Below are 21,789 nucleotides of genomic sequence, written 5' to 3'. Positions count from 1 at the left end.
CACGGCGGCTGTCAGTCGGCCTCGGCGCGGGCCTCGATGTCCTCAAGGCCGGAGGGGCGGCCGGCCCGCACCCAGCGAAGGTAGAACACTCCCGCGATGAGCAGCGTGGCGACGAGGGACAGGACGGGCCAGCCGCGCAGCAGGTTCACGACGAGGGTGAACGCCACCGCCGCGGCAGCCGTACCGTTCAGCCACGCGAGTGCGGACTTGTGCTCGGCGCGGGCGAAGCGGGTCATGGCCAGCAGTCCGACGAGGAAGCTGACGAAGACGGCGACCGCGTAGAAGAGGACCAGTTCCTGCTCCTCACCTGCCGCGGCCACGATGATCACGGCCGCGGCCGCCAGATAGACCACGACGGCCCAGTAGGGGGTGTGGTGCCGGTTGGTCCGGCCGAGCACCGGGGGCAGTACACCGGGCCGGTCCGGTGTACCGGCCAGTGCCTTCAGCAGGCCGGGTCCGGCCTGGAAGGACGAACTGGCGGCGGCCAGGAGCAGCAGCGAGCTGGTGAGCTGGAAAGCCCCGTAGAGCCAGCCGGATCCGGTGGCGGCCCGGGCGATGTCCGCGATCTGGGTGGAGTCCTCTCCGGGGATGCCGACGCGCAGTTGCACGGCGAGGGCGGTCAGCGCCAGGGTCAGGCCGCCGACGATGACCAGCAGCAGGGCGAGGGTGCCGCGCCCGAAGCGGCGGCGGTGGGTGTCGTCGAGCTGGCCGAGCTGGGCGATCGCGGTGGAGGGTGCCTCGACGCCCGTGGCCAGGGCCATGGCGACCGGAAAGGCCAGGACCACGGCCAGGACGGCTGACCGCCCCGGGTCGGTCGAGGCGGGGGCCGCACCCGACGCATGGGGTGAGACGAAGCCCTGGATGAGGACCACGACCGAGACCAGCACGAAGAGCACCGTCATCACGGCGAACAGCAGGCGTCCGCCGTGCCCGAACCAGGTCAGACCCGCCACCACGAGCAGGAGGAGCAGAGCGAGCGGGATCCGCCAGGCCGCCAGTCCGGGGAAGAGCGCGATCACGGCGCTCGCCGCTGCCGCGATGGAGATTCCGATGGTGAGGACGAAGTCGACGACGAGCGCGCCGACGGGGACGAAGGTCCAGCGCGGCCCGAAGGCCCGACCGGCCGCTGCCGCCGCTCCTCCGCCCTTGGGGAACCGGCGGACCAGCTGCCAGTAGTTCGCGGTGACCACCACGACCAGACCCACGACCAGGGCCATCGTCGGCAGGAGCAGAGCGAGGTCGCCGTGGAGGGCGCGCAGCGCGGCTTCGATGGCGTACGCGACCGAGGAGACGGGGTCGGCGATGACGGCGAACGCGAACGCGAAGAACAGCACGGAGCGGCGGGGTCCGCGCCGGCCGGAGGGCTCCGGCGCGGAGGCAGGCACAGCCGGCTGCTGTATGGCGGTCATGAGGGATGCCCTTCGGGTGAGAACCGGGCTCATGGACAGACCCATGGACACCCGGCCGCCGACCAGACTTCCCGGCACACCAGGCATCAAGATTACGTCAGCGGAGCGTCCAGGAACAGTCGAAATGCGTTGCGTGTCAGGGAACTTGTGAGCAGGGAACTTGCGAGCGAGGGCTCCGTGCCCGTCCCGACCCGGGTGCGTCGCCCGCCCCGGCACGGAGGGACGTCTCCGTACGGGAAGGCCCGGCCACTCTCGGTGGCGCGCCGGCCGACCATGCACCGGTGCCACGGCTCGGCCGCACCGTGCGGACGGCGGAGGGTGTCGTCGACGTCCGGACGGGTCTCGGTGCCCATGAAGACGCTGTCTGACGGACAATCCTTGTGGGGGCGGGTACCACCCACCGACCGCGGGAATAGCCATGACCGATCTGCCGGCAGCCGACGCACCGACGCGGGTCTTCCTCGTCGACGACCACGAGGTCGTCCGCCGGGGCCTTCGTGACCTGCTCGACGACGAGCCGGACCTGGAAGTGGTCGGGGAGGCGTCGACGGCGGAGCAGGCCCTGGCCCGGGGGCCCGCGCTGCGGCCGGATGTCGCGGTCCTCGACGTGCGGCTGCCGGACGGCGACGGGATCTCCGTCTGCCGGGAGCTCCGCTCCCGGATGCCCGAGCTGGCCTGCCTGATGCTGACCTCGTTCGACGACGAGGACGCCCTGCTCGACGCGATCATGGCGGGGGCGGCCGGGTACGTCCTCAAGCAGATCAAGGGCTCCGACCTCGTATCGGCGGTACGGACCGTGGCGACGGGGCAGTCGATGCTCGATCCGGCCACCACCGCCCGGCTGATGCGTTCGTTGCGGGACCCCGAGACGGCGAAGCCCCCCGAGGACGAACGTCTCGCGGTGCTGTCCGAGCGGGAGCGCTCCGTCCTCGATCTCATCGGCGAGGGACTCACCAATCGGCAGATCGCCAAACAGCTCTATCTGTCGGAGAAGACCGTCAAGAACCACATCTCCCGGCTGCTCGGCAAGCTCGGCGTGGAACGCCGCGTGCAGGCCGCCGTCATCGCCGCGCAGGCGCACGAACACGACAGCACGGACAAGTAGGGGTCGGTGCCTCACTCCCCCTGCTCCGGCAGGGGGATCCGCCACTCCAATACCGTCCCCCTGCCCGGCTCCGCCCGCGCGCGGACCGACAGGGTGCCGCCCAGTGGCTCAGCCCTTTCGCGGAGGTTCCGCAGCCCGCTCCGGGCGCCGTCCGCCGGGATGCCGACGCCGTCGTCACTCACCGCCACCGTCAGGACGCCGTCGTCGGCGACGACCGACACCTCGACCCGGCGGGCCCGTGCGTGCCGGGCGACATTGGTGAGGGCTTCGCCGATGACCGCGACCACCTCCTCGGCCGCCTCGGTCGGGACGTCCGTGTCGAGAAGGCCCTCCATACGCAGGGCCGGGGCGAATCCGAGTACGGACGCGGCCTCGTCCACCGCCTTGACCACGCGGCTCCTCAGCTTCGGCGCGGTGCCTGGGGGATCGTGTTCCCGGAGTCCGAAGATGGTCGACCTGATGATCTTGATGGTGGCATCGAGGTCGTCGATCGCCCGGGTCAACCGGTCAGCGGCCTCCGGGTGCTCGACGAACCGGCGGGCGCTCTGCAGCGTCATGCCGGTGGCGAAGAGCCGCTGGATCGCGAGGTCGTGCAGGTCACGGGCGATCCTGTCGCGGTCCTCGAGCAGGCTCACCTGCTCGGCGTCGCGACGCCGGTCGGCCAGTTCGAGGGCCAGTGCGGCCTGTCCGGCGAATCCGGGGAGAGCAGCGATCTCGGCGCCCGCGAAGAGCGACCGCCCCCGGCGTCGTGCGAGGATCAGGACACCGCTCAGCCGTTCCTTCGTGCCGACCGTGACGGCGACGGCCGGTCCGAAGCCCTTCCAGCGCTCCGGCTGTACCGTGACCCGCTCGTCGCTCTCGACGTCCGCCACCGTGACCAGGCCGTCCTGCGCGAGGGCGGCCTCGGCCAGGGTTCCTTCGCTCGTCGGCAGGACCACACCTCGATGGGCCTCGGCCCCCGTGCCGCGCGCCAGCGAGCCGCGCAGCTCGCCGCCGACACCCACGAGGTAGAACACCCCGATGTCGGCAGCCGCGATGTCCACGGCCTGCTCCAGCATCGCGTCGAGCACCTCGGTCTCCTCCGCGCCGGACAGAAGGGCGCTGGTGAGGTCGGAGCTCGCGGCGAGCCACCGCTGCCTGAGGCGGACCTCCTCGTAGAGGCGGGCGTTCTCGATCGCGATGCCGGCCGCGACCGCCAGGGTCGTCACCACCGCTTCGTCCTCGGCGTCGAAGTCGGCCCCTCCGCGCTTCTCAGTGAGGTAGAGGTTGCCGAAGACCTCGTCGCGGACCCGGATGGGCACGCCGAGGAAGGTGTGCATCGGCGGGTGGTGCGGCGGGAACCCGTACGAGGCGGGATGTTCGGACAGCTCGGAGAGCCGCAAGGGCTGCGGGCTGCGGATCACCTCACCGAGCAGTCCGTGCCCTGAGGGCAGGTCGCCGATCCGAGCGCGCAGGTCGTCACCGATGCCGACGGGGAGGAACTCGGAGAGCCTCTTGTCGTCGCCGATGACTCCCAGAGCGCCGTACTCGGCATCCACGAGGGACACCGCCGCCTCCACGATCCCCCTGAGCACCTGCGGCAGGTCGAGCTTCCTGCCCACGGTCATGACCGCTTCCAGCAACCCGTTGAGCCGGTCCCTGGTGCCCCGCACCTCGTCGATGCGCACCTGAAGCTCGTCGAGCAGCTCGTCGAGGCGCAGCCGCGGAATCCTGCTGTCCGCCTGCCCCGGCCTCTCCCGCTCCATCGCCACCTCCGACCGCGTCGAGCGCGGGGGCCGCTCGTGACCGGCTCTCCTTCACGGTAGCCCCGATGTGCCGGACGCTCCTGCCACGTGGGCCGGACGGACGGCGGTGCGGGCCCGCTTCCAGGTCGGTGCGGTGCACGGTGCGTCCGTGCCGGCCTGCCGACGTGCCAGGTGACGAGGGGCGATGCGTGTCACGACGTGCTCCCGTGTCCGGGCCCTCGCCGAGGGATGAGTTCCACGGGGCAGTGGGCGTGCTGCAGCAGGCTGAGCGTGGTCCGTCCGATGGTGGGTCCGAGATATCCGGGCGACCGTCGGCCGCCGATGACCAGGAGGTCGGCGTGGTGCGACGCGTCGATCAGGGCGCCGGGCACGCTGTGGCTCTTGCGGCCCTCGGCGTGGACGGTCAGTTCCGGGAATTCCTCCCGGAGCCGCTCGGAGATCTCCGCCGTCACCCGTGCGTGATCGCGGGCCTTCTCCTCGCCACCGTTGCGCAGGACGACCCGTGGGTCGGCCGACCGTGCCACGCCCCAGATGTGCAGCAGCTGCAGAGGCATCTTGCGCAGCAGGGCTTCACGGGCCGCGGCACGGGCACAGCCCATGTCGGTCTCGTCCCGGACCGCTGCCAGGACGACGCCCTCCTCGGCGGGCTCGACGGCCCCGCGGACCACCACGACGGGGGTGGTCGCGGCGGCCGTCACCTCCAGACCGACCGATCCGAGCAGCAGTGCGGAGAAGCCGCCGACGCCCCGGTGTCCGACGACGATCGTGCCGGTCAGGGCGGCGGCGCGGCGCAGACCACCCGGGGCCGGGCCGTCGGCGAGTTCCGTGACGACCGTCAGGTCGGGGTGGCGCGCCGCGACCTCCTCGGCGGTCCGTGCGAGGAGGTCGTGCCCCGCTCGCCGGCTCGCGGCGGTCTCCGCCGGGGGCAGGAACGGTGCCGGCGCGTCCGCGGCGTGGACGAGGCAGAGGGTGCTGTCCCGCAGGTCCGCCTCCGCCGCCGCCCAGCTCACCGCTGTGCGTGCGGACGGTGATCCGTCGACGCCGACGACGACCCTGCCGAGGCCGGTGCGGGCTGTGGATCCGTCCATGGCTCCTCCTCACGCGGTCCGAGGGACTGCTTTCCACCCTCGCAGCCGGTCGGGGACCGCCGGAGGGCCGCAGGGGCCAATGACGGGGCCCAAAGGTCCCACCCGGCGGGCAGAGCTCGGACCGGGCCGTATCGAGCCCGTTCGGCCCCGACCGTGGACCATTCGGCCCTCGCCCGGACCCGGGCGCGCGTCGGAGGGTGGTGATGCGGGACAGACAGCGCACCGTCCGAACCCACGAGCAGGAGGCGTGGCGATGAAACACATGAAGGTCGGCGGTCTCATGACCGACGATGTGGTCTTCGCCATCCCCACGACGTCGGTCAGGGAGGTGGCGAGAATGCTCGCCGAGCACGACATCAGCGGGGTCCCCGTCGTGGACGAGGACGATCGTGTCGTCGGAGTCGTGTCCGAGAGCGACCTCCTGACCCGCGCCGAACTGACCGCGCGCGAGCTGATGAGCAGACCGGCGGTCACGGTGCACGCCGAGGAGAGCGTGGCGGACGCGGCACGGCTGATGGTACGTCGCGGGGTCGAGCGCCTTCCCGTCGTCGACGAGGAGGAGCGGCTGGTGGGCATCGTGACCCGCCGGGATCTGCTCCGTGTCCACCTCCGCCCGGACACGGAGATACGGCGCCGCATCCGCGAGGACGTCCTCACGGATGCCATGCACCTGCCCGGGGACGCGGTGGACGTCCACGTCCTCGAGGGCGTGGCGACGCTCGCCGGTCGTGTTCGCCGGCGTAGCCAGACCCTGACGCTCGTCGAACTCGCCGAGCGGGTGGACGGCGTCGTCGCCGTCATCGACCGGCTGTCCTTCCGCGAGGACGACACCCGTTTCGTTCCCACCCGGACTCCGCACGACATCTCTTGGTGACCCATCTCAGACAGGACGAACCCGTGTCCACCACCGCCCTGACCCCGTCGCTCGTGACGTCGCTGGTCGAAGACGCCGTCACGGCTCCCTCGATGCACAACGCACAGCCCTGGAAGTTCGTCCTCAGGACGGGCACCGGCACCATCGAGCTCCACGGCGATCCGCTGCGCGCGATGCCGCACCAGGACCCGGACCACCGTGCCCTCCACCTCGGCTGCGGCGCCGCCCTGTTGGGGCTGCGGGTCGCCGCCGCGCACCGGACCCTGCGTCCCGTGGTCCGGCTGCTCCCCTCCCCCGACGATCCCTGGCATCTCGCCGACATACGGTTCGACGGTCCGGACGACACGGACAGCGATCTGGCCCTGCTCCACGGTGCCCTGTCGCAACGGCACACCAGCCGCTTCCCCTTCACCGAGGAGCGGATCCCGGCGGAGGTGGTCGACGGGCTCCGCGCCGCGGCACTCCTCGAAGGCTGCCGACTGGTCGTACCGGGAGAGTGGCACACCGACACCGTCATGGATCTCATCCACGCCTCAGAACTGTTCGAGGCCGCGGACGAAGCCGTACGGGCCGAGATGGCTGCCTGGATACGCACAGGCGCGGCCGGGGAAGGCCCGGCCACCGAAGGCATCCCCGCGTACGCCTTCGGCCCGCGGCAGTACGACGTGACGTCCCCCGTCAGGGACTTCGACAGTCCCCGCCAGGTGCCCGGCCGGACCTCGGCGCGCTTCGAGAAGAGGCCTCAGATCGCGCTGCTCGGCACTGCCGAGGACTCCCCGGAGGATTGGCTGAGGGCCGGACAGGCCATGCAACGGGTCCTCCTGCGGGCCACCCTCGACGGCCTCGCCACCTCTCTCATGTCCCAGCCGCTGGAATGGCCCGAACTCCGCTCCGACGCGCGCGATCCCGGCTCGACGATCAGCTTCGTCCACATGGTGATCCGCCTGGGCTACGGTCCCCAGGGGAGGGCCACGCCCCGCCGACCCGTCTCCGAGGTACTCGCCTTCGACCCACGCGCGTGAACATGGCGCGCCTGATCAGCGTGCAGCGGCGATCACCAGGATCTGCGGATCACGATGCCGGGCTCTGTCCGGCCGCCGGTGGACTTGTCCGGCCGCCGGTGGGCTGTCCGGCCGCCGGTGGACTGTCGGAGGGGCCCGCGAGCGTCACCTCGGGCAGTGATCGGGCGAGCGGAGCGGGCAACCGCCAGGCCCACCTGGTGAGCGTCAGGGCGTCCTGCTGAAAACGCAGTTCACGGCCGTGGTCCCATCCCTGTGAAGAGGGCGTCGAGAATCCGGTCGACGTATTCGTGGGTCAGTGGTTCCTGCGTGATCAGCAGACGGAAGTACAGCGGTCCGGAGAGGATCGCCATCGCCACGTCCAGGTCGAAGTCCGGGGACAGTTGGTCCTGGTCTCGTGCTGCCTTCAGGCGTGCGACGGTCTTGTCCGCTTGTGGAGCGATGAAGCGCTCGTTGAGCGCCGCGGCAACGCCGGGGTCGTGCTGAGCCTCGCCGACCAGGGCCTTGAAGAAGGGGCTGAACGGCGCCCCGGCCAGCAGGTCGACGGCCTCGTAGATCTGCGTGCGCAGGTCCACGAGGAGGTCGCCCGTGTCGGGATAGTCCAGGGCTGACTCACTGAGCGACAGCAGCGAGTCGAGCAGCAGGGCGCCCTTGGAGGGCCATCGGCGGTAGATGGTGTGTTTGCCGACACCGGCCCGGGCGGCGATCGCTTCGATGCTGAGCTTGGCGTAGCCCAGCTCCTGCCCGAGCTCCAGTGTGGTTCGCATGATGGCTTCGGTCAGCTCGGGGCCGCTACGACGGGCATTGGTCATGCCTCCACAGCAGCGGCACGGCACGTGCCGTGCCTTTGAGAGCGAGGCGCGTGAAGGCTGCTGTGCCATAGCGGGTGCGGGGCCGACGGGCCTGACGCCCGCCGGAGAACGGCACACGCCGGCGTGCGTCCCCTGCCATCCACACCAGGCAACCACCGACCACACACTGAACCCCGTCACACGCCATGAGGGAGCCCGTCATGCCCGTCCCTGCCGACCCCACCGTTCTCCACCCGATGCCCGACCAGCCGAGGGTGGTACTGCTCAAGCCGTTGGTCACGTCCCCGCTGATCGAGGTCGGGGAGTACTCCTACTACGACGACCCCGACCACGCGACCGCGTTCGAGACCCGCAACGTCCTCTACCACTACGGACCGGAGAAGCTGATCATCGGCAGGTTCTGCGCGCTCGGCACGGGAGTGCGGTTCCTCATGAACGGCGCCAACCACCGGATGGACGGCCCCTCGACCTTTCCCTTCCCCACCATGGGCGGCTCCTGGGCCGAGCACTTCGACCTGCTCACCGGACTGCCCGACCGCGGGGACACCGTCGTCGGCAACGACGTCTGGTTCGGCCACAGTACGACCGTCATGCCCGGCGTACGCATCGGACACGGCGCGATCATCGCCAGCGGCTCCGTGGTCACCGCGGACGTCCCCGACTACGGCATCGTCGGCGGAAACCCGGCCCGCCTCATCCGTACCCGGTACGACGCGGAGGACATCGCCCGACTGCTCGCACTGGCCTGGTGGGACTGGCCCGCGGAGCACATCACCACGCACGTACGGACACTCATGTCCGGCAGCGTCGACCAGCTGCAGAAGGCGGCGGCCTCCCTCCCGCACCCGTGATCCACCCGCGTACCCACGCCCTCACCATTTCCCTCGCGGAAGTGCCACCAGCATGCCCCCTGCAAGCGACCGAACGCCCTTCACCGACTGGCTCCGCGGCCATGCCACCCCGCTCAGCCACCTCGACCCGGCAGCCCCCCCCTGGACGACCTGGAACCGCTGCGCGACATCCTCGACGGTGCCCGGGTGGTCGCCCTGGGCGAACACTGCCACTTCATCGACGAGTTCGCCGCCATGCGCCGGCGCATCCTGCGGTTCCCCATCGAACACTGCGGCTTCACCGTCCTCGCCTTCGAGTACGGCTTCTGCGAAGCCATCCCCCTCGACGCCTGGGCGCAGGGCCAGGGCGCGGACGACGACCTCTCCGCACTTCTGGCGACTGCGCTCCCCATCGGACTCCAGGAGGCGGCGCGCCTCATCCGTCGGCACAACCGCACTGCCGCGGCACCGGTCCGCTTCGCGGGGATCGACATCCCGTTCGGCCGGCGGGTCGCTGCTCCCCGCACTGACACCTGTCGCCGACTATCTCCGCCGGATCGATCCGGAAACCCTCCCGACGGTCCAGAGCGCGAACACGATCGCCGCATCCTTCGCCGGAGACTCCGCAGCAGTGGCCGCTCCCGCATGGGCGCGTCTGCCCACCACCGACCGGGACACCCTGACTGCCGTACTGCCGGCGGCTTTCTGCCACGGTCCGCGCCCACGTCGCTTAGTCGTCGGCCGGCTGCCAGTACGCCATGAGGGCGGCGATCTCGCCAGGGTCGTCGGTGAAGGAGTCCAGCTCGACGGCCGTCAAGGTTCCCCCTCGGCGCGGTGGCGATCTCCGGGGCCTGCCATGGGAGGAGAAGGCGGATGACCAGCCTGGGAATATCACGGCCATCCACACCACGTGTCGCCGGCGGCTCCTTCAGGACGTACCGCCGGGCTTTCGCCCACCGCTCATCACTTGGCCCGCGATCATGACGCCCAGGCCGGCCAGGAGCATCACGCCACCGGTCGACGTGCCCCACATCCGGACGTCGGGGTCGCCGGCCGGCATGCCGAAGACCAGCTGCCAGAACAGGGCGAAGGCCACGAGCAGTTGGCCCCAGCCGTACAAGTGAGGGCGGCGGATGTGGCGTCGGTTCATCGGAAGCACCCAGCCGCGCGTGACCGCCGCGATGCCTGCGGCGGCGATCAGCAGGGCCACGAGGACAAGAGGTATCGCGAGGTAGGGGTTCATGGGTGCTCTCTCTCACGCGTCGGACCCGCTCCGGACGCCGGCGTGATCACGGCAGCGGCCGTGGTCCGCGTCCAGCCGGTGTCCCCCCCGGTACCTCTCACGGAGTTGTGGCCCGCCGAGCGGCTTCTGCGGCGGCGCAGTCGGCGAAACCGCCGCCGAAACCTTGACCTGTTCCTGACGCGGAGAACGCATCCAGGGGGCCCGTTCGGCCGTCCTGACCAGTGCCGAACCAGTTTCACGAAGGAGGCGTTCCCATGGAGAGCGCGGTTGCCGGAGTCGTCGTCGTGGTCGTCTTCCTGCTGCTGTTGTTGCGCAGCGGGATGCGTGTGATCAATCAGGTCGAGCGGGGCGTCGTGTTCCGCTTCGGAAAGGCGCTCCCCGGCCATCGACAGCCCGGCATCACCTTCCTGATCCCCGTCGCGGACCGCATGCGGAAGGTGAACGTCCAGGTCGCGACCCTGCCGATCCCGACGCAGGAGGGCATCACCCGGGACAACGTCTCGGTGAAGGTCGACGCGGTCGTCTACTACCGCGTGACCGATCCCGCTCGCGCCACGATCGAGGTGCAGGACTACGCCTTCGCCGTCGGCCAGGTCGCACAGTCCTCCCTCCGCTCGATCATCGGCAAGAGCGACCTGGACGACCTCCTGTCCGACCGGGAACGGCTGCACGAAGGGCTCGCGTTGATGATCGACAGCCCGGCGGCCGGCTGGGGCGTCCACATCGACCGGGTCGAGATCAAGGACGTACAGCTGCCGGAGTCGCTGAAGCGGTCGATGTCCCGGCAGGCCGAGGCAGAACGCGAACGGCGGGCCCGCGTGATCACCGCGGACGGCGAGTTCCAGGCGGCACAGCAGCTCGCCAACGCCTCGCGGATCATGTCCGACACCCCGGAGGCGATGCAGCTGCGGCTTCTGCAGACCGTCGTCGAGGTGGCCGCCGAGAAGAACTCCACACTCGTGATGCCCTTCCCGGTGGAGCTGCTCCGCTACTTCGACCGGGCCGCCCGCCAGTTCGACGCCGCCCCGACATCGACGCCGGACACTCCCACGGGCGCCGTGCCGGAGCAGCCGGACGCGACGGACGCCTCCTGACCGACGGCGGCCGGGCCGGCCGGTGAGTGCGTCCTTGGGCCGACGGGTGGCCGGGCCGACCCGTGGCCGGAGCGCAGTCGACGAGGACCGCCGCCCCGGGCCGGCTCCGGCCGCCGTACGAGCCGTTCCATCCGTATCCGCGTGGTCACGTCGTCCCCGTCGTCGCTCCCGGGAGGGAAGGCAGCGCTTCGGCATCCATGCGCAGGCTGAAGCACACGGCGTCGTCCCGGATCAGTCGGCTGCCTCGCCTACCGACCCCTTCAGCAGTCGGTTCAGCTCGTTCTCGGCGTCGCCGTATCCGGCGTCCGAGATCCTTTGCAGCTCGCGCAGGTCACCGGTCGCAACGGCCCGTCGCGTGAGCAGGAGCCCGGCTCTCATGGACCCCTCGTCCAGCAGCTCGCTCAGTTCCTCCAGGCCGCCGGCAGCGTCGACGAGGTCGGCCAGCCGGTCCAGAGCCGTCTCGGCGCCTCGACACGCTCATCCGCACGCGCCTGAACCAGTGAATCGGCATGGCGGAAGCACCCGATCCGGCTCGCTCACCGAGCCGCCCTCGTGGCTCCGCCGGCGCAGCGCGTCTCCAGCCGTACGCAGGGCAGGCCGATGACCATGGTCAGGCCGCCGCCCGGTGCGTGGTGATGACGTCTATACCGGCCGCGAGAAACTCGCCCACGTCCTGCCGACGACGCGCGATTCTGCAGCCGAGGTCGTTGGGGTGGGCGAGGTCGTCGACCAGGACGACCTCGGGCCGCCGGCGCAGCACCGCGTCGAGATCCAGTGCGCGGCCCTGTGACGCGACCTGTCCAGCCTTCGAGGAGGGTGACGGTGTACGGGCGTCCGTGGCACTCCACGAACCCGGCAACCACGTCCGTTCCCCGTGCGGCCCTGCGGCGGCCCTCCTCAAGCATCCGGCAGGTCTCGCCCACGCCCCTTCGCGACCCCGAGGTGGACCTTGGGCCGGCCGACGCGACCACGGGCCGCCTCGGCAGGGTGGTGGGCGTTCAAAACTTCTCAGGTTCGATGAAGGCTGCCACCAGGTACCCGACCAGGGCGACCGCGACGATCAGTCCGACGACGTTCTCAACACTCATGTCCCACACTGCCCCTTCGCCTGCGCGGCATTTCCTCGGAGTTGCGCTCGTGTCGCACGCGCCCTTGGAGGAGACGCCTCCCGCCGGGTATCGCGCAGCCACTTTGACGGCCCTCTGGCGTGCCGGGCCGCGATGCTGACAGCCCCTTGACGCGATCCCTACGGGCGTTGCCCGCGGTCCGAACGGACCGTCCGGCAGGCGGCAAGGTCGAGAACGGGCCGGGGTGCCGTTCCAGGAGTGCGTGTCAGAACTCCCGGGACACCCCGGCCCGCGGCCGGCCCGACCCGCGATCCCCCTCAGGGTCACGGGTCGGGCGGGGCCCCTGGCCGGACGGCCGTCGCATGGCGTTGGGCTTCAGTCGGCGGCAGGGTGCCGTCCCTCTCGTTCCCGTTCCTCTGTCCGCTTGTCCGTCCGACGCACCCGGACCTCCTGGTGCGTCCTGCCGGTCCAGCCGTCGCCCGCCGTCCCGGGCGGCGGCTCCTTCATGAAGGTCCTGACCCCATGAATCCCCCCGCTCCAGTCCAGCAGGCGCCTTCCTTCCCGCCCACCGCACATCGACCACGGCGCAAACGCGGTGTGGAGGGCGGGCTGCTCGACCCCGCCCAGACGCTCAGCTCGTTCCCCGACGCCCTCCGGAAACTTCATCCACGGCACCTGGTCCGTAACCCGGTGCTGTTCGTCGTCGGGGTCGGATCGGTCCTCACCACCCTGTCCGCGGTCGTCAACCCGTCCGTGTTCACCTGGGTGATCAGCGTCTGGCTGTGGCTGACGGTCGTCTTCGCCCACCTGGCCGAGGCGGTCACCGAAGGACGAGGCCGGGCACAGTCCGAGTCGCTGCGGAAGGCCCGTACGGACACGGTGGCGCTGAGGCTGACGCACTGGCGCTACGGAACGAATCTCGACCGGGCCGAGACGGAAGCCGTGGCCGCCACGGATCTGAAGATGTTCGACTTCGTGCTCGTCGAGGCGGGCGAGCTGATCCCGAACTCTTCGCGTCCGCTCTCGCCGTCCTCGGAACGCTGTTGAGTGCCGGCGTCGCGCACCGCTACCAGGAGAAGCCCACCGTCCGGTCCGCAGCCCGCGCCGAACGCGAGCGAAGCCAGCAGCTCCTCCTCGACGCGTGTGCCGACTTGAGCCGAGTCGGAGGCGGCCCTCGCGGCCCGGGCGGAGTAGCACCGCCTCTACGCCGAGGTCCGCCGCCGCTCCGTGGCGGCGGCGGACCGAATCGAACGGATGGAACGGACGAACGGTCGGGGAGAGGCCGACGGCAGGGCGGCCGCCGGCCTCTCCCTCATTCCTGGCCGGCTGTGCGACGACGAGGGCTTCGGGCTAAATCGTCGCCGTCACACGTGACTTCTGAGAGTGCGCCTCGGTGGAGCCTTCCTGCAGCCGACGGGGAAATCGGCGTCAGCGGGCGCGCGGGTCAGGCGCCCGCCGCCACGTCCGTCAGCCAGGCGTTCCAGTCGTTCTCGTAGTCCAGCGAGGTGAGGAAGGAACGAGCGGCGGTCCAGTTTCCGGTGCGGTAGTAGCCGAGGACGGTGGCGACGTCCGCCGGGTGGTTCTCGGTCATGTAGCGGGCGGCGAGGTAGCCCCAGTTGTAGGTGCGGTTGACGTCGCTGTTGGCGTAGGTGGTGTCGAACAGCGTGCGCAGGGAGTACGTGTGGTTGCCGGCCTCGGCCAGCGCCTTGGAGTAGGTGACACCGCGGTAGGAGTAGGAGACGTACTCCGCGATGCCCTCGCCCCACCACACGGTCGGGGTGGTCTGGCTGGCGTTGAAGTCGCCGTACAGGTCGAATCGGCCGTCGAGGTAGTGGGTGTACTCGTGGTTGAGGTTCCAGATCTGCCAGCCGGGGCTCACGTCGGTGCGCTCGTAGCATATGAACCGGGGCTGGTTGCCCGCCTTGGCGGGGTCTCCCTCCAGATACATGCCGCCGTTGTTGGTGTCGATGCCGTAGATCCTTCCCGCGTAGGCCTTGTAGTCGGCGCTGGAGTTGAAGACATCGACCTCGAGGGTGGTGTTGTAGTCGTTCGCGACCGGACCCGAGTCCCCCACCACACCGTGGAAGTAGGCGTCCTGGCCGGCCAGGCTCGCGCAGGTGGCCGTCAACTGGGCCGCGGTGATCTCCTGGGCGCGAATCCGCAGTGACGGGCTGCAGTCGTGGACGATCGGCAGGATGCGTGATTCGAGCCTGCCGCCGGTGGTCCCGGTCGCGTTGAGGGTGTCTTTGGCGTTGCCGTGGGCCGGGCGCTGGCCGGGGTCCGCGGAGACGTGGGGCGGCTGGGGGTCGGCCTGGGCGGCCTGGGCGGCGGGAGCGGCCGCTACGGCGGCGAGGAGCAGAGCGGTGGCGATGGCCATGGCGCGCAAGATGCACTCCTGAGAGGGGGAATGGGGTTCCGTCAGCAACGGACTGCGCAGTAAAATGGCACATGTCACATAGCTTTTCAATGGTGTTCACAAGAACACCCCCCGGAGCCCGATGTCGTGGCCGGGCGCCGAGGCCGGCATGTGGCACACGCCTGCGCGTCGGCGACCTCGCCGTCGTCGGGCTTGCGGATCACGGTCGCGCTCCGGGCGAGAGCCCACTCGTGTCGGCGTGCGGCCGAGGCCGCGCCGGTCGATGACCGACGAGCCGTTGCGCGCCGGCCGCGACCGCGAGCATGCCCGCCGTGGACGTCTTCCCGTGCGTCCCGAGCACGCCGTCGCGGGGGTGCCGGCCATCGCCGCGTTCAGCGCCGTGGACCGGCGGGCGAGCGGGATCCCGCGGAGTCGAGTCTCCCGGATCTCCGGGTTGCTCGCGTCAACCGCGTACGCGAAAACGACGGCGTTCGTGCCCTGCGGCACGTTGCTCGCGAGGCGGCCGCGGTGGAGGGCCACTCCCCACTGGCCGAGCTCGTTCGAGCGAGGCGCGCGAAGGCCTCCACGGCCAGGACGCGGGCGAGGGGCAGCATCCCCGCGCCACCGACGCCGACGAAGTGAACCCTTCTCAGGTCGGGCGCCGCGTCCAGCACGGTGGGCGCGATCGTGGGTACCGCAGCCTCCATGGACAGCCTCCTCCGGGCGCCAGACCCCGCCTCCAGCGGGACCGGCACCGTCATGGACAGGCATGTCGGTCATCTACGCCTTCTGGGGGCGCGGGCCCCATTCGCACCCCTCGCATACGGCGCGACACCTCGGAGGCCCGGGTCGGCCGATGGATCCGGTTGGGAGCAAACCCGCGACCTCCGGTACCTGTGCTCCTGGCCGGCCTTCCGACGGTCCAACTCGAGAAGCAGTGCACTCGGCCTCTCCAAGCCCTGTGACTTGCAGGTCCATCTGGAAGCGCCGAGCATCAAGCCCTGCTTCTCAGCGCGAGGCACGCCCGCCTGCCACCGGACAACTTCGCGGCCCGTCTCCCCAACAGCGCGACACAGATCCCACTGCCCCCCCCGCATCGCCCATGTGACTGCCCCGCCCTCGCTCCAGTGGCGCGAGGCAGTCCGTCCCCGCACGTCGAACCATTACCTTGAACTCCGGCGGAAATCACAAGCGGCCATCAAGGCATGGGAGTTGACTCAATGGCGACAGACCCGGCAGATACGGCGTCCGTCAGCGGGGTCGGGTTCGAGGACTACTACCGGGCGCATGCGGGGCCCCTCGTCGCCCTGTCGCTGCTGCGGGGCGCGGACCTGGTGGAGGCGGCGCGACTCGCCCAGGACTCGATGACGGTGGCCCGGCGGTGGATGGACCTGCTGGGCGCGAACGCGGCCGGGGCCGCGAAGGACACCAGGGCCCCCACGGTCACCGCGCAGGCGCTGCGGACCTGGACGTGCCGGATGACCGTCGGCGGTGGCTGCGGGGCGCTCCGCCCTGTGCACGGGACGGTGCCCGCCCTCCTGGGGAAGGGCAGCACCGACGCCCTGGTGCAGGCCCGGACGGTGGTGGCGCTCGCCCCGCTGAGAGAGTTGAACGAGCGCCAACTCAACGTCACCGCCTTTCGGTTGGCCGGCTGTGCGCCGGGAGCGATCGGGTACGAGCTGGGCCTGTCGATGCCGAAGGTGCACCGCACCCTGCGCCACGTCGGCAAGCTGCTCGGAGCGGAGACGGGCGCACGGCAGGCCGGAGGTGCCGAGGCGCCGGGGGAGGCCGAGAGGTCCGGGGCGGCCGAGGGGTCCACCGAGGCAGACGTCAGGTTCGCGGAACTGCTGGGCGAGCTGGCCGCCGCGCTGGATCCCGTACTCGACCTGCGGGCCGGGCTGGACGAGGTGAGCGGCTCCACTGATGCGGACGGGGCCCCCGCTCCCCGCGCCCCCGTACCGCCGCTGTGGAACCTCGACCCGTCGCTCCCCGTGCCGCCCTTCGGCGCACCCGTACTGCACTCGTTCGCCGAGCCCGCGCCGTCCGGGGTACGGGCGTACGCGGCCGGCCTCGCCCGGTGCGACGCACAGGGCCGCGAGGCCGCGCTCGGCGGGTTTCCCGCGGCCGAACTGGCGGCTGTACGGCTCGGAGCGGTGCTCGCCCTTCAGGTGGAGCGGTTCCGGCGAGAGGCCGAGAGGTCCTGGACACGGGCCACCAGGGACGAGTTCCGGAGGGAGGACGCCCGGGCGTTCGCGGTCGCACTGGCGCAGGACGCCGCGCTCGCCGCGCCGATGTTCGACGCGGTGAAGGACCTCGACGTCCCGCGCCGCGTCGGCTTCCTGGCGTCGGGCCTCGCCCATGACGACCCCTGGACCAACGAGGTCTCCTACGACGGGATCGAGGCGTCCCTCGCCCTGGCCCGGTTCCGGCGCGCGGCGGTGCAGGCGGCGCTGCGCGCGTCGCACCGGCCCGGTGCGGACACCTCCCCTCGGTCCGGCGGCCCGCTCGCCGAGGCCCTCACACAGTCCCTGAGCGACACACACCGGATGATCCACCAGCTCGACGAACTGAACGGCGACCTCTCGCGTGCCGAGTCGACCCTGCCGGACGGCTACTACGTCGACATGACCCGGGACTTCGACCTCCACCAGAGCTTCCACGCGGACCTGGCCCTCGGCATCGACGCCGTCCGGGAGGCCCTGTCGCAGCTCTAGGGAGAGTCTTTCCGATCACCGGCCTCAGACGCTCCCGCGGCGGACTGACCAGCAAGATCCACCTGGCCTGCGACAGACAGGGCAGGCCGCCGGCCTTCACCCTGACCGGCGGGAACGTCAGCGACTGCACCCAGCTCGAACCCGTCCTGGCCCGGGTCCGGGTCATCCGGCCCGGGCCGGGACGCCCCCGCACCCCCACCGGCTCGTGGCCGACAAGGGCCACTCCGCCCGCAAGAGCCGCGCATACCTGAGCGGACGCGGCATCGCCGCCACGATCCCCGAACGCATCGACCAGATCGACGGACGCCTCCGGCGAGGTGAGAGCCTGTGCCGGCTCAACCGCGCCGTCTACCCGGCGACGCAACGTCGTCGAACGCTGCTTCCACCGCCTCAAGCAATGGCGCGGCATCGCCACCCGCTACGACAAACGACCCGACCGCCACCCGGCCGCCATCACCCTCCCCAGCACACCCTCATCTGGCTCGACCAGTGATCGACAAGACGCCCCCCTAGTACGGCAACGACGCCAGGCCAAGGCGGTGCTACAAGCTCGGGGCCGCCGGCCAGGACGAGGCCCGGGCTCTGGTGCCGAGGGACCGGGCGGGCGTACCTTGAGGGCATGGTCGAGGCACGTTCGAGCCTGCCCGGCGGTGCAGGGGCGGGCGAAGTGGAACCGCGTGGGCGCGGACGACGCGGGAGGCCGCCATGGTCGGCCTCCCGTGGATGGAACGCGGCCGACCCGAAGTCTTCACGGCCGAGGGCGTGGAAGAGCAAGGCCGCACTTCCGGTCGTCGTCCTCGCCGCCGCGTCGCTGGCGTTGACGGCCTGTTCGTCCTCCTCCACCCCGAGCGCCCCCACCCCGGCTCCGTCGACGTCGTCGGCCCCGTCGAACCCGTCGGCTCCATCGACCTCGTCCGCGCCGCCCAGCGGTACGAGCTCCTCGCCGTCGTCGCCTTCATCGCCTTCATCGCCGTCGTCGCCGTCGTCGCCGTCGTCGCCGTCGCCGTCGTCGGGCGGGAGTACCCGGACGACCCACCCGAGCGGCCCGCCCAAGGAATGCAGGACCAGCCAGCTCTCGGCTGCCCTGACGAGTCCCGAACCCGCCGCGGGTTCGATCTACGCGACCCTGGTGTTCACCAACAGCTCCACCGTCACGTGCACGATGACCGGCTACCCGGGCGTGTCCTACGTGGCGCAGAACGGTGTGCAGTCCGGCAACGCCGCCGTGCGGGAACCGGGGACGGTCACCACTGTCACTCTCGAGCCCGGCGGACGGGCGAGCGCCAAGCTGCGCGACGCGAACGGCATCAGCGGTTACGACCCGGCGCAGTGCAAGCTCTCTCCCGCCGAGGGCCTGCGGATCTACCCGCCGGATCAGAAGGCCGCGCTCTTCGTCCCGTGGAAGACGGAGCACTGCGCGGGACCGACCGTGCACTCGCTGACCATCGGGCCCGTCCAACCGGGCTGACCTGATGGACACAGCCTAGGTGTATCGACCGGCAGGGTTGTTGGCTCGGCTGAAGGGTGCGTGTCCGTCGAGGGCGGTGTGGCGACGGTGGTGGTTGTGGGTGTGGAGGAGGTCTGCCAGGGCCGCTGTTCGCTCGTCGTTCCAGGTGAAGGGCCGTAGGGAGGCCCACTCGTCGAGGTGGGTGCGGTTGAAGCGTTCGACCTTTCCGTTGGTCTGCGGCCGGTAGGCACGGGTCAGCTTTCCGGTCGTGTCGAGATCGGAAGGACGGCCTTCCAGGCCAGGCCGTTGCCGTAGGCCCAGGCATTGTCCGTCGGCACCCGCTCGATCCGGTCGATGCCGCAGGCGTGGGAGAGCGCGGCCGCGCGGGCGGCGGATCACGGTGCCGGTCGCCCAGTCCAGCCGGTTCAGCCGGTGGCGGGTCAGGGTCCGGGTCCGGTGAACGGTCGAGGCGGGCAGGCGCAGGATCGGGCTGATCCTGGCAGGCCCGACCTTGCGGTCCGTCCGCAGCCGGCAGACCCGGGCTTCGATGTCGGACGCGGTCCGGTGCGGGCGGGGTCGTGGGCCGTGCATCGAAGACGCCATAGCCGCAGAGTTGAACGCGTTCAATAGGTCTGGCAATGTACCTCTCCACGGCCACTCCTATCGGTTGGCTGATGCGGGCTGAGGGTGGGAGGTCCTGGTGGCGGGCGGAGGCAGGCTGCGTTCGTGGGGGTCGGCCCTCGGTGTCTTGATGGCGGTTCTGGCTGCGCTGACGGCGTGCGCCGGCCCCTATCAGTACTACGAGGGAACAGGGACCCACGACGCCACGGCGGCCGAAGTCGCTGGAGGCTGGGACAACGTCGAGGGGACCCGCATGGTGCTTCGTAAAGACGGAACGGCCCTTCTCGAAAAGCTCGACGGGCAGGACTTCGACTTCGAGGACGGCTGGCGCCTCTCCGGTACGGGAACCTGGCAACTGACCGACGACGACGGCGGACAGGTCGTCCGACTCGCACTGACAGCCCGGACCCGAGTCGAGAGCCGCTCCCCCGCGACGGTCACTGACACCTCGACGCCTGAACCCCCATCGACATACTCATGGCTCTTCTACGTGGACCGCGATCAGCATGACGAGTTGAAGCTGTTCTTCTTCTTCGGCGATCCTGACGTCGGGAACATGTACGTGATGACGCGCGAGACAGCGTCATAGCCAGTCGCTGATGGCAGCGATGAGGACGGTCACCTCGTAGCGGACCGCCGGCTTGTCGTAGCGTGTGGCGACAGCGCGGTTCCTCTTGCGGCGGTTGATCCCTCACTCGTCCGCATGACGCTCGCGGTAGTCGACCGGACCGAAGCGCGGCGGCCGGCCGCCGCGGGAGCCGAGCTTCTGGCGGTTGCGGGCCTCGTCGGCCTTGTCCGGAATGGTGCAGAGCGGATCCCGCGGCGGCGCAGGTAGGCCCGGTTCTTGCGGGAGGCGTACGCCATGTCAGCCCGCACGCGATCAGGGCGGACGCGCGGCCGGCCCGGCCCGATACCAAGCACGTGGACCTTCCCCGGCACGGGCTCGAAACTGCGGTGAGTCCCCGCGCTGCCCACCCGTCGCCACGATCGACATGGGCTTCTGCCCCGGCTCGACGGCCAGGTGGGGGTTCCGCCTGTGTGCTTGGTGGCCGCTGAGCTGCAACGGCGCAGAGCTGCGTTATGTCAACGCCGTTGACCGGGTTGGGTGTGGCTTGTTTAGGATCTGCCGTACCGCCGCGCCAGCCCTGCAGCCTTACGGAGTGCCGTGATTGCCTCAAAGCCGCAGACCGTCGTCGGGCCGGGTTTCACTCCCGCTCTCGACTTCGCTTTCGAGGTCCGTGTCTTCCTCGCCCCCTCTTTGCACGTCGGGCATGGTGCCGGCGAGATCACCGAGTACGTCCCCATCACCGGGGGCACTGTTGATGGACCCCGCCTGCGCGGCACTGTCCTGGCCGGCGGCGGCGACTGGTGCGACAGACGCCGCGGGGTCTACCAGCTCGATGCCCGATACCTCCTTCAAGCCGATGACGGCGCGGTCATCGACATCACCAACCGCGGCTATTACCACGAGGACGATCCCGCTGTCCCTGCCCAGTACGACGGCGTCCTGCAGGTGGCCGAGGCGGGCGTGTACTACCGGACCTCCCCCGTCTTCCGCACCGACGCCCCCGCCCATCTCTGGCTCGCCCGCACCGTCTTCATCGGTCTCGCCCGCGGCGACGACTCCGAAGTCGCCATCCGCTTCTATTCCGTGGCCTGACCGCCGTCGCGACCACTCCCCACCCCGCGTGGCCGCACCACGAGAAGTGGACCAGAGCCGGTTCTCTCGCGAACAAAACCAGGTGGGGAAATTCAAGGCTCTGACCGTGGTTCCGTGAACGACCTCGGGCGCTGGTGTCGATGGCTGTCGTCGCGCGTCGTCACGCGTGTTCGTCTGCGGATGCAGTGACGGCTGGATCGGAGTCGTCGGGCAGGAGTTCAAGCACTAGGGTCACGGCTTCCTCGGCGGTGTCGACCTCGCCGATCACGGCGGAGGGAGAGCGTCGGCGAACCTTGAAGCGTCCGTTGTGCAGGGGCTCGATCGATCCGGCCTGCATGCTCCAGGGGTAGCTGATGGAGCTGCTGAAGAGCAGGGTGAAGTGGCTGGTGAACGGGTACAGCCGCCGGAGTCGTGGTTGGGCGGCAGCAGCCTCCATCAGTGGGACGACGCCCGGATACGGGCACCCGGGCGAACGAACCTGATGTACTGCCTGCATCCACCGCCAGCTGAGTCGTAGGGACTCCCAGCGGGCCTCGACTGCCTCAGTCAGCCCGCGACTGCGTGCTGCGGCCATGTCCGGCAGAACAGGTCTTGGAGGCAGCGGTAGGTGTCGGCTGGAGGTCTCTTCGGTCGCGTCCACTGCCACAGTTTCGCGGATGGAGCCTGAAAGCGGTGCTCTGATGACGGAGATCACGACCGGGTAAG

The 21,789-nt window shown here is 70.4% G+C and carries 20 protein-coding genes and 6 pseudogenes; 11 read left to right on the top strand and 15 right to left on the bottom strand.

The genetic code is table 11. From position 1 onward, the window contains the following. Window positions 1-11: 11 nt before the first annotated feature. Entirely contained in the window at window positions 12-1,409 is a 1,398-nt protein-coding gene (locus tag ACN9M0_RS38725; RefSeq protein WP_366041209.1) for an amino acid permease, read from the bottom strand. Window positions 1,410-1,827: 418 nt separating this feature from the next. On the opposite strand from ACN9M0_RS38725, the gene ACN9M0_RS38720 reads away from it, so the two are divergent. Then, entirely contained in the window at window positions 1,828-2,514 is a 687-nt protein-coding gene (locus tag ACN9M0_RS38720; RefSeq protein ID WP_366041210.1) for a response regulator transcription factor, read from the top strand. 11 nt (window positions 2,515-2,525) lie between these two features. On the opposite strand, the gene ACN9M0_RS38715 is transcribed toward ACN9M0_RS38720, so the two are convergent. Next, complete coding sequence (locus tag ACN9M0_RS38715) at window positions 2,526-4,259, bottom strand: sensor histidine kinase (protein ID WP_366041211.1); 1,734 nt, start codon at window positions 4,257-4,259, stop codon at window positions 2,526-2,528. 191 nt (window positions 4,260-4,450) lie between these two features. After that, the gene (locus tag ACN9M0_RS38710; protein WP_426405191.1) at window positions 4,451-5,347 is read right to left on the bottom strand and encodes a universal stress protein; all 897 of its coding nucleotides are present in this window, start codon (window positions 5,345-5,347) and stop codon (window positions 4,451-4,453) included. A 253-nt stretch (window positions 5,348-5,600) separates the two neighbouring features. Here ACN9M0_RS38710 and ACN9M0_RS38705 point away from each other — a divergent pair, with 253 nt between their 5' ends. Continuing rightward, entirely contained in the window at window positions 5,601-6,221 is a 621-nt protein-coding gene (locus ACN9M0_RS38705) for a CBS domain-containing protein (RefSeq protein WP_426405190.1), read from the top strand. A gap of 23 nt (window positions 6,222-6,244) precedes the next feature. After that, window positions 6,245-7,243 carry an Acg family FMN-binding oxidoreductase gene (locus tag ACN9M0_RS38700; RefSeq protein WP_366041214.1) on the top strand — a complete coding sequence of 333 codons (999 nt, stop codon included), beginning with the start codon at window positions 6,245-6,247 and terminating at the stop codon, window positions 7,241-7,243. Between the two features lie 230 nt (window positions 7,244-7,473). Here the strand turns inward: ACN9M0_RS38700 and ACN9M0_RS38695 are convergent, their stop codons facing one another. Further along, the gene (locus ACN9M0_RS38695; protein WP_426405189.1) at window positions 7,474-8,052 is read right to left on the bottom strand and encodes a TetR/AcrR family transcriptional regulator; all 579 of its coding nucleotides are present in this window, start codon (window positions 8,050-8,052) and stop codon (window positions 7,474-7,476) included. A 200-nt stretch (window positions 8,053-8,252) separates the two neighbouring features. Between ACN9M0_RS38695 and ACN9M0_RS38690 the strand changes: the two genes are divergently transcribed. After that, entirely contained in the window at window positions 8,253-8,903 is a 651-nt protein-coding gene (locus ACN9M0_RS38690; protein ID WP_426405188.1) for a CatB-related O-acetyltransferase, read from the top strand. 21 nt (window positions 8,904-8,924) lie between these two features. Here ACN9M0_RS38690 and ACN9M0_RS38685 read toward each other — a convergent pair whose 3' ends face one another. Both ACN9M0_RS38685 and ACN9M0_RS38680 read right to left on the bottom strand, forming a co-directional pair. Then, window positions 8,925-9,332, bottom strand: coding sequence for a hypothetical protein (locus ACN9M0_RS38685; protein ID WP_426405187.1), 408 nt, complete (start codon window positions 9,330-9,332; stop codon window positions 8,925-8,927). A gap of 478 nt (window positions 9,333-9,810) precedes the next feature. Beyond that, window positions 9,811-10,125 carry a hypothetical protein gene (locus tag ACN9M0_RS38680; protein WP_399694752.1) on the bottom strand — a complete coding sequence of 105 codons (315 nt, stop codon included), beginning with the start codon at window positions 10,123-10,125 and terminating at the stop codon, window positions 9,811-9,813. 254 nt (window positions 10,126-10,379) lie between these two features. On the opposite strand from ACN9M0_RS38680, the gene ACN9M0_RS38675 reads away from it, so the two are divergent. After that, window positions 10,380-11,219: a slipin family protein gene (locus ACN9M0_RS38675; protein WP_366041219.1), complete on the top strand. Its 840-nt coding sequence runs from the start codon at window positions 10,380-10,382 to the stop codon at window positions 11,217-11,219. Between the two features lie 231 nt (window positions 11,220-11,450). Here the strand turns inward: ACN9M0_RS38675 and ACN9M0_RS38670 are convergent, their stop codons facing one another. From ACN9M0_RS38670 to kdpF, 3 genes are all read right to left on the bottom strand, one after another. Continuing rightward, window positions 11,451-11,597: a hypothetical protein gene (locus tag ACN9M0_RS38670; RefSeq protein ID WP_426405186.1), complete on the bottom strand. Its 147-nt coding sequence runs from the start codon at window positions 11,595-11,597 to the stop codon at window positions 11,451-11,453. A gap of 232 nt (window positions 11,598-11,829) precedes the next feature. Continuing rightward, complete coding sequence (locus tag ACN9M0_RS38665) at window positions 11,830-11,979, bottom strand: hypothetical protein (RefSeq protein WP_426405185.1); 150 nt, start codon at window positions 11,977-11,979, stop codon at window positions 11,830-11,832. Between the two features lie 238 nt (window positions 11,980-12,217). Next, window positions 12,218-12,307 (bottom strand): K(+)-transporting ATPase subunit F, encoded by a 90-nt coding sequence (gene kdpF / locus ACN9M0_RS38660; protein WP_426405184.1) that lies wholly within the window; start codon window positions 12,305-12,307, stop codon window positions 12,218-12,220. A 501-nt stretch (window positions 12,308-12,808) separates the two neighbouring features. Here kdpF and ACN9M0_RS38655 point away from each other — a divergent pair. Further along, window positions 12,809-13,333, top strand: coding sequence for a hypothetical protein (locus ACN9M0_RS38655; protein WP_426405183.1), 525 nt, complete (start codon window positions 12,809-12,811; stop codon window positions 13,331-13,333). A gap of 403 nt (window positions 13,334-13,736) precedes the next feature. Here the strand turns inward: ACN9M0_RS38655 and ACN9M0_RS38650 are convergent. Continuing rightward, a pseudogene (locus tag ACN9M0_RS38650) lies at window positions 13,737-14,498 on the bottom strand (collagenase); the annotation flags it as partial. Window positions 14,499-15,862: 1,364 nt separating this feature from the next. Here ACN9M0_RS38650 and ACN9M0_RS38645 point away from each other — a divergent pair. Together ACN9M0_RS38645 and ACN9M0_RS38640 are read left to right on the top strand one after the other, a co-directional pair. Beyond that, the gene (locus ACN9M0_RS38645; protein ID WP_399694759.1) at window positions 15,863-17,356 is read left to right on the top strand and encodes a hypothetical protein; all 1,494 of its coding nucleotides are present in this window, start codon (window positions 15,863-15,865) and stop codon (window positions 17,354-17,356) included. A 23-nt stretch (window positions 17,357-17,379) separates the two neighbouring features. Continuing rightward, window positions 17,380-17,494, top strand: a pseudogene (locus ACN9M0_RS38640) (IS5-like element ISNeu3 family transposase); the annotation flags it as partial. 315 nt (window positions 17,495-17,809) lie between these two features. Here the strand turns inward: ACN9M0_RS38640 and ACN9M0_RS38635 are convergent. Further along, entirely contained in the window at window positions 17,810-18,409 is a 600-nt protein-coding gene (locus ACN9M0_RS38635; RefSeq protein WP_426405409.1) for a hypothetical protein, read from the bottom strand. 16 nt (window positions 18,410-18,425) lie between these two features. Between ACN9M0_RS38635 and ACN9M0_RS38630 the strand changes: the two are divergent. Further along, window positions 18,426-18,824, top strand: a pseudogene (locus tag ACN9M0_RS38630) (DUF4232 domain-containing protein); the annotation flags it as partial. Between the two features lie 15 nt (window positions 18,825-18,839). On the opposite strand, the pseudogene ACN9M0_RS38625 reads toward ACN9M0_RS38630, so the two are convergent. Next, window positions 18,840-19,070 (bottom strand): annotated as a pseudogene (locus ACN9M0_RS38625) (integrase core domain-containing protein); the annotation flags it as partial. 144 nt (window positions 19,071-19,214) lie between these two features. Next, a pseudogene (locus ACN9M0_RS38620) lies at window positions 19,215-19,385 on the bottom strand (IS481 family transposase); the annotation flags it as partial. A gap of 169 nt (window positions 19,386-19,554) precedes the next feature. On the opposite strand from ACN9M0_RS38620, the gene ACN9M0_RS38615 reads away from it, so the two are divergent. Continuing rightward, a complete protein-coding gene (locus tag ACN9M0_RS38615) occupies window positions 19,555-20,013 on the top strand; it encodes a hypothetical protein (protein ID WP_366041223.1) in 459 nt (152 codons plus the stop codon). On the opposite strand, the pseudogene ACN9M0_RS38610 reads toward ACN9M0_RS38615, so the two are convergent. Next, window positions 20,008-20,448 (bottom strand): annotated as a pseudogene (locus ACN9M0_RS38610) (transposase); the annotation flags it as partial. The gene ACN9M0_RS38615 and the pseudogene ACN9M0_RS38610 sit on opposite strands and share 6 nt — an antisense overlap. A gap of 141 nt (window positions 20,449-20,589) precedes the next feature. Between ACN9M0_RS38610 and ACN9M0_RS38605 the strand changes: the two are divergent. Beyond that, window positions 20,590-21,084 carry a DUF3237 domain-containing protein gene (locus ACN9M0_RS38605; protein ID WP_366042768.1) on the top strand — a complete coding sequence of 165 codons (495 nt, stop codon included), beginning with the start codon at window positions 20,590-20,592 and terminating at the stop codon, window positions 21,082-21,084. A gap of 160 nt (window positions 21,085-21,244) precedes the next feature. On the opposite strand, the gene ACN9M0_RS38600 is transcribed toward ACN9M0_RS38605, so the two are convergent. Further along, complete coding sequence (locus ACN9M0_RS38600; protein ID WP_399694765.1) at window positions 21,245-21,658, bottom strand: DUF6193 family natural product biosynthesis protein; 414 nt, start codon at window positions 21,656-21,658, stop codon at window positions 21,245-21,247. Window positions 21,659-21,789 lie beyond the last annotated feature (131 nt).

It is taken from the genome of Streptomyces sp. R-07, assembly GCF_049913175.1.
In the GTDB taxonomy this organism is placed as follows: Bacteria; Actinomycetota; Actinomycetes; order Streptomycetales; family Streptomycetaceae; genus Streptomyces.
The sequence above is the reverse complement of the archived record's forward strand: the minus strand, read 5'-3'. Positions and strand labels throughout refer to the sequence as shown.

Bases quoted from the DNA above. Each gene is read 5' to 3' on its own strand.
- ACN9M0_RS38690 (WP_426405188.1), top strand. From the start codon at position 8,253: ATGCCCGTCCCTGCCGACCCCACCGTTCTCCACCCGATGCCCGACCAG.
- ACN9M0_RS38715 (WP_366041211.1), bottom strand. From the start codon at position 4,259: ATGGAGCGGGAGAGGCCGGGGCAGGCGGACAGCAGGATTCCGCGGCTG.
- ACN9M0_RS38600 (WP_399694765.1), bottom strand. From the start codon at position 21,658: ATGGCCGCAGCACGCAGTCGCGGGCTGACTGAGGCAGTCGAGGCCCGC.
- ACN9M0_RS38710 (WP_426405191.1), bottom strand. From the start codon at position 5,347: ATGGACGGATCCACAGCCCGCACCGGCCTCGGCAGGGTCGTCGTCGGC.
- ACN9M0_RS38720 (WP_366041210.1), top strand. From the start codon at position 1,828: ATGACCGATCTGCCGGCAGCCGACGCACCGACGCGGGTCTTCCTCGTC.
- kdpF (WP_426405184.1), bottom strand. From the start codon at position 12,307: ATGAGTGTTGAGAACGTCGTCGGACTGATCGTCGCGGTCGCCCTGGTC.
- ACN9M0_RS38615 (WP_366041223.1), top strand. From the start codon at position 19,555: ATGGCGGTTCTGGCTGCGCTGACGGCGTGCGCCGGCCCCTATCAGTAC.
- ACN9M0_RS38670 (WP_426405186.1), bottom strand. From the start codon at position 11,597: ATGAGAGCCGGGCTCCTGCTCACGCGACGGGCCGTTGCGACCGGTGAC.
- ACN9M0_RS38680 (WP_399694752.1), bottom strand. From the start codon at position 10,125: ATGAACCCCTACCTCGCGATACCTCTTGTCCTCGTGGCCCTGCTGATC.
- ACN9M0_RS38705 (WP_426405190.1), top strand. From the start codon at position 5,601: ATGAAACACATGAAGGTCGGCGGTCTCATGACCGACGATGTGGTCTTC.
- ACN9M0_RS38725 (WP_366041209.1), bottom strand. From the start codon at position 1,409: ATGACCGCCATACAGCAGCCGGCTGTGCCTGCCTCCGCGCCGGAGCCC.
- ACN9M0_RS38675 (WP_366041219.1), top strand. From the start codon at position 10,380: ATGGAGAGCGCGGTTGCCGGAGTCGTCGTCGTGGTCGTCTTCCTGCTG.
- ACN9M0_RS38645 (WP_399694759.1), top strand. From the start codon at position 15,863: ATGGCGACAGACCCGGCAGATACGGCGTCCGTCAGCGGGGTCGGGTTC.
- ACN9M0_RS38655 (WP_426405183.1), top strand. From the start codon at position 12,809: ATGAATCCCCCCGCTCCAGTCCAGCAGGCGCCTTCCTTCCCGCCCACC.
- ACN9M0_RS38695 (WP_426405189.1), bottom strand. From the start codon at position 8,052: ATGACCAATGCCCGTCGTAGCGGCCCCGAGCTGACCGAAGCCATCATG.